At 44.9% G+C, this 4,273-nt stretch carries 4 protein-coding genes; all 4 read left to right on the top strand.

From position 1 onward, the window contains the following. Positions 1-466: 466 nt before the first annotated feature. The gene (sbcB, locus tag BCT81_RS23540; protein ID WP_102426042.1) at positions 467-1,891 is read left to right on the top strand and encodes an exodeoxyribonuclease I; all 1,425 of its coding nucleotides are present in this window, start codon (positions 467-469) and stop codon (positions 1,889-1,891) included. Positions 1,892-1,915: 24 nt separating this feature from the next. Next, a complete protein-coding gene (locus BCT81_RS23535) occupies positions 1,916-2,287 on the top strand; it encodes a CidA/LrgA family protein (protein ID WP_008217481.1) in 372 nt (123 codons plus the stop codon). Positions 2,288-2,289: 2 nt separating this feature from the next. Continuing rightward, positions 2,290-2,967 (top strand): LrgB family protein, encoded by a 678-nt coding sequence (locus BCT81_RS23530; RefSeq protein ID WP_102426041.1) that lies wholly within the window; start codon positions 2,290-2,292, stop codon positions 2,965-2,967. A gap of 276 nt (positions 2,968-3,243) precedes the next feature. Continuing rightward, the gene (gene cdd, locus BCT81_RS23525; protein WP_061031509.1) at positions 3,244-4,131 is read left to right on the top strand and encodes a cytidine deaminase; all 888 of its coding nucleotides are present in this window, start codon (positions 3,244-3,246) and stop codon (positions 4,129-4,131) included. Positions 4,132-4,273: the final 142 nt, after the last annotated feature.

The raw sequence follows: 4,273 nt of genomic DNA, 5'->3' as shown, positions 1-4,273 counted from the left end.
AATTAAGACTATTAAATAACATCTAAAAAGGAGGATAATTTGATATTAATGACCGATTCTATAATTTGCTCTAATGACCTATTCAGTTTCATTTCTCACGAGCGTTGAATGCATCAAAGCGTGTGATATTGGAAGCTTGATGCAAGGTAGATACAAGCGGTAATACACTCATTTTTAGACTCAGTAATGCTTTGGCTGTCTTTTGACTGCCTATGATTGACTCCAAACCCCAAATTGTCTCCCCTTCGAATACTTTAACCGCAGCACTTTGTTGGTTCATCTTGCCAAGAAATAACCAATCTAAGGTTCCATTCCGCCGATAGCGGTCTGATTGAATAGGAATGCAGCACTTTCCTGCAATTTATTTGTGATCTGGGTTGCACGCGTACCGCATACTATCAGATACTGAACAAAACTAACCTTCAGCCACAGTACACAGTTACCCGTAGACTGTTCAGGAAATTCAATGAGTTCAGATAATCAGCCAACCTACTTCTTTTTCGATTACGAAACATGGGGCGTGAGCCCAGCGAAAGACCGTCCAAGTCAGTTCGCCGGCGTTCGTACCGACCAAGATTTCAATATTATTGGTGAGCCATTGGTCATCTACTGCCAACCTCCTGCTGATTACCTTCCTGCACCTGAAGCTGCACTGATTACTCGCATCACTCCACAAAAAGCCATGTCTCAAGGCCTGCCGGAGCCAGAGTTCATCGCTAAGATCCATGCTGAACTTGCAAAGCCGAACACCACAAGCCTTGGTTACAACAGTATTCGATTCGATGACGAAGTCACGCGATACACCTGTTACCGTAACTTTATTGATCCGTATGCATGGAGCTGGCAGAACGGTAACTCTCGTTGGGACCTGTTAGATGTGATGCGTGCCGTACACGCCCTGCGTCCTGACGGTATTGTTTGGCCAGAAAACGAAGAAGGTTTCCCAAGCTTTAAACTGGAACATCTATCCGTGGCAAATGGTATTGAACACGAAAACGCGCACGATGCGATGGCCGATGTTATTGCAACTATCGAATTGGCGAAAAAGCTGAAAGCCGCACAACCTAAGATGTTTGATTATCTCTACAATATGCGCCACAAACGTAAGCTGAATGAGCTGGTCGACATCGTAAACATGACACCGTTAATGCACGTTTCAGGTATGTTCGGTCGTGACTGCAATTACACAAGCTGGATCGTTCCTATGGCTTGGCATCCAACCAATCAAAATGCGGTTATCGTGGTGGACTTGGCAAAAGATCCTAGCCCTCTGCTTGAGCTAGATACTGATGAGCTCAGAGAGAGGCTTTACACCAAGCGCAGCGACCTGAATGAAGACGAGCTACCAGTGCCAATTAAGCTGGTTCTACTCAACAAGTGCCCTATTCTAGCGCCAGCAAAAACGTTAACCGCTGAAAATGCTGAAACCATTGGTATTGATCGTCAGCAGTGTTTGAAGAACCTAGCGATCCTACGCGAACACCCAGAAATTCGCGAAAAACTGATTGGCTTATATTCACAGGAACGTGAATACGAAAAGAGCGACGATGTAGATACACAGCTTTACGATGGCTTCTTCTCACCGGCAGATAAAACCGCGATGAACATCATTCGTGAGACTGACCCAAATAACTTAGCAGCATTAGACGTCACCTTCAGTGACGAACGTATTAAGCCTTTGTTGTTCCGTTACCGCGCACGTAACTTCCCATGGACGCTAGATGAATCCGAGCAACTTAAGTGGGCAAACCATTGTCGTGAGTTTTACGAAAGCCGCTTAGAAGAGTACATGCTCAACCTAGAGAACCTCGCACACGAACATGAAAGTGACGAGAAGAAAATGGCTATCTTGAAAGCGGTGTATCAATACGTAGAAAAGCTAGCTAGTTAACCCATTATCGAGAGATGTAAAACCTTGAAAGAAAGATTGATCAAACTCGTTTACTGCTTAATCTCCTTCACCTTAATCATAGGTGCTCTCACTGCAGGCAACGCGTTACAGCAATACTTAGATACCTCAATCCCAGGCAGTATTTTTGGCATGTTAATTCTGTTCACTGCCATGGTGATTGGTATTGTGCCGGCACACTGGGTACAACCTGGTGCTAGCCTAATTATTCGTTTGATGATTTTACTGTTTGTCCCGATCAGTGTCGGGCTTATGGAGCACTTTGACATGCTGATCGCTAACGCACTGCCGATTATGGCGAGCGCGGTGGGCGGCACACTCATCGTATTGGTATCTTTGTCATGGTTCTTAGACCGCTTGCTGGCGAGAGGTAAATAACCATGTGGATTCTATTAACTATGGTGGTGTTTCTGTTTGCCCGTTGGGTAAGTCAGAAAGTGAACTCCCCGCTATGTAACCCGCTTCTAATAAGCATTGGCATCATCATTCCAATTCTGACGTTCTTTAAAGTCCCGTTCGAGACCTACTACGCAGACAATACTTGGATTACGTACATGCTTCAGCCAGCGGTTGTCGCCCTAGCTTATCCTTTATATGAGCAGCTACCTCAAATTCGAGCTAACTGGCGAATCATAACCTTTGCATGCACACTGGGTAGTGTGATGTCGATGACCACAGCGGCAATGATTGCCGTCGCTTTCAAAGCTGACCTAAGTTTGATTGCGAGTCTATTGGGCAAATCAGTCACCACACCCATTGCAATGGAAGTATCAAGCCATCTTGGTGGTGAAGCGGCTATTGCTGCAATACTGGTTCTTATCGTTGGTTTATTCGGGGCAATTTTTGCTTACCCTATCTACAATCTGATTGGTATTAAGAGCCCTATTGCTAGGGGTTTAACCATGGGCACGGTTTCTCACGCGTTAGGTACGGCGACTTGTGCCGAAAAGAACCAAGAAGATGCGGCTTTCAGTTCACTGGCGCTAGTGCTTTGTGGCGTTATCACCTCAATCATCGCACCTAGCGTGTTTGGCATGGTCGTCTGGTTTTATTCATAGCGGAAGTGCTCACAAAACGTATCAGCCCAAGCGCAGCCCTGTTGATTTCAGTGTTTGCTTGGGCTTTTTATTGCCATTTATTCAGCTAATCACCGGAGATTTTGAACAATAAGTGCGATATCAGCTGTAAAAATGGTCCTTGCAATCGATTTCAAGTGTGACCTCACTCTAATTATGCAAACCAATGTAACAACAACAATACAATGGTGATCTTTATCACAGAAAATTCCTGAGCATTGCATAAACTTAAAGCCTAAGGTCAATTAAGGATTCAACATGAACAGTCGTATTACCCTGGCGCTGGAAAGTGCTCCATCATCAATGAAAGCGCTTTTAAGTGACATCGTATTAGCAGACAACTTTGACGCGACATTGTCTCCAGAACAGTTCTCTAGCCTGCGTCAAGCAAGCGGCTTAGCGGATGACGAACTACGCATCGCACTACTTCCTTTTGCTGCAGCGTATTCATACGCTCCGCTATCTGACTTTTACGTTGGCGCGATCGTGCGTGGTTTGTCTGGTACTTTGTACTTTGGTGCAAACCTTGAAATCGCGGGTGCGCAACTTGGCCAAACCGTACACGCAGAGCAATCTGCAATCAGCCACGCTTGGATGAAAGGCGAGCGAGGCATCTCGGACATCACAATTAACTTCAGCCCTTGTGGTCACTGTCGTCAATTTATGAATGAGTTGACTACAGCGAAAGAGCTTAAAGTTCAGCTGCCACAGCGTGATGAAATGTCACTACAAGAGTACCTACCTGATTCATTTGGACCTTCTGATCTTGGTGTAACAACAGGCTTAATGTCTGAGCTCGATCATAAGTACACGACAGAAGAGACCACTCCTATCGTAGTTGAAGCATTAGCAGCGCTTAATCGCAGCCATGCGCCATACACTAAAAATTTAAGTGGTGTGTCGCTCCAGCTAACAACTGGTGAGATCTTTACTGGTGCTTACGCTGAAAACGCAGCATTCAACCCTAGCCTTCCACCGCTACAAGTTGCGCTGATTCAACTAAAACTTGCGGGCTTCGATTTTGAACAAATTGAAAGCGCTGCATTGGTTGAAATCGCCGAGGGTAGTATCAGTCACCTAGCGGATACGCAATCTACATTAGAAGCGATTAATCCTGACATTCCAGTGACTTACTTAGCAATCTAAGTACATCTAATTAACAACCTTTTAAATAAGCAGCCCATTTTTATAGGGCTGCTTTTTTTATGCTTGTAATTAACACCACAACTTACGCAAACGTTTGCTTTTGTTTCTAACGTTTGCCAAAAGACGCGATATTGGTGTGAAA

The sequence above is a fragment of the Vibrio sp. 10N.261.52.A1 genome (assembly GCF_002876325.1).
GTDB lineage: Bacteria > Pseudomonadota > Gammaproteobacteria > Enterobacterales > Vibrionaceae > Vibrio > Vibrio chagasii.
This window is presented reverse-complemented; position numbering and strand designations above follow the sequence as displayed.

Excerpts from the sequence above, each read along its gene's own strand:
- sbcB (WP_102426042.1), top strand. The coding sequence starts at position 467 with ATGAGTTCAGATAATCAGCCAACCTACTTCTTTTTCGATTACGAAACA.
- cdd (WP_061031509.1), top strand. The coding sequence starts at position 3,244 with ATGAACAGTCGTATTACCCTGGCGCTGGAAAGTGCTCCATCATCAATG.
- BCT81_RS23530 (WP_102426041.1), top strand. The coding sequence starts at position 2,290 with ATGTGGATTCTATTAACTATGGTGGTGTTTCTGTTTGCCCGTTGGGTA.